At 54.8% G+C, this 1313-nt stretch carries 1 rRNA gene; it reads left to right on the forward strand.

Annotated features, from left to right (window positions below):
- Window positions 1-43: 43 nt before the first annotated feature.
- A 23S ribosomal RNA gene (locus NN4_RS44605) occupies window positions 44-1313 on the forward strand; the annotation flags it as partial.

Genomic DNA, 1313 nt, shown 5'->3' on the forward strand with positions numbered 1-1313 from the left:
GTGTGTTGTTTGAGAACTGCACAGTGGACGCGAGCATCTTTGTTAGTAAGTGTTTAAGAGCGTACGGTGGATGCCTTGGCACCAGGAGCCGATGAAGGACGTAGGAGGCTGCGATAAGCCTCGGGGAGCTGTCAACCGAGCTGAGATCCGAGGATTTCCGAATGGGGAAACCCAGCACGAGTGATGTCGTGTTACCCGCATCTGAATATATAGGGTGTGTGGAGGGAACGTGGGGAAGTGAAACATCTCAGTACCCACAGGAAGAGAAAACAATTGTGATTCCGTGAGTAGTGGCGAGCGAAAGCGGATGAGGCTAAACCATGTACATGTGATACCCGGCAGGGGTTGTGTATGTGGGGTAGTGGGGCTCATTTTCCTATCACTGCCGTGGTAGGCGGGAGTCAGAAACCGTTGTGTTAGTCGAAGTGGTCTGGAACGGCCTGTCGTAGAGGGTGAGAATCCCGTAGACGAAAACTCAACGGCTCTCGTAGTGAGTACCCGAGTAGCAGCGGGCCCGTGAAATCTGCTGTGAATCTGCCGGGACCACCCGGTAAGCCTGAATACTCCCTGGTGACCGATAGCGGACTAGTACCGTGAGGGAAAGGTGAAAAGTACCCCGGGAGGGGAGTGAAATAGTACCTGAAACCGTGCGCTTACAATCCGTCAAAGCCTGCGAGTGCTTTAGTGCACTGTGGGTGATGGCGTGCCTTTTGAAGAATGAGCCTGCGAGTTAGTGGCATGTGGCGAGGTTAACCCGTGTGGGGTAGCCGTAGCGAAAGCGAGTCCGAATAGGGCGTCCGGAGTCGCATGTTCTAGACCCGAAGCGGAGTGATCTACCCATGGCCAGGGTGAAGCGACGGTAAGACGTCGTGGAGGCCCGAACCCACTTAGGTTGAAAACTGAGGGGATGAGCTGTGGGTAGGGGTGAAAGGCCAATCAAACTCCGTGATAGCTGGTTCTCCCCGAAATGCATTTAGGTGCAGCGTCACGTGTTTCACGCCGGAGGTAGAGCTACTGGATGGTCTAGGGGGCCTACAAGCTTACCGAAATCAGCCAAACTCCGAATGCCGGTGTGTGAGAGCGTGGCAGTGAGACTGCGGGGGATAAGCTTCGTAGTCGAGAGGGAAACAGCCCAGATCGCCGGCTAAGGCCCCTAAGCGTGTACTAAGTGGAAAAGGATGTGAAGTCGCGAAGACAACCAGGAGGTTGGCTTAGAAGCAGCCACCCTTGAAAGAGTGCGTAATAGCTCACTGGTCAAGTGATTTTGCGCCGACAATGTAGCGGGGCTCAAGTACACCGCCGAAGCCGCGGCA

The organism is Nocardia ninae NBRC 108245 (assembly GCF_007990755.1).
GTDB classification, from domain to species: domain Bacteria; phylum Actinomycetota; class Actinomycetes; order Mycobacteriales; family Mycobacteriaceae; genus Nocardia; species Nocardia ninae.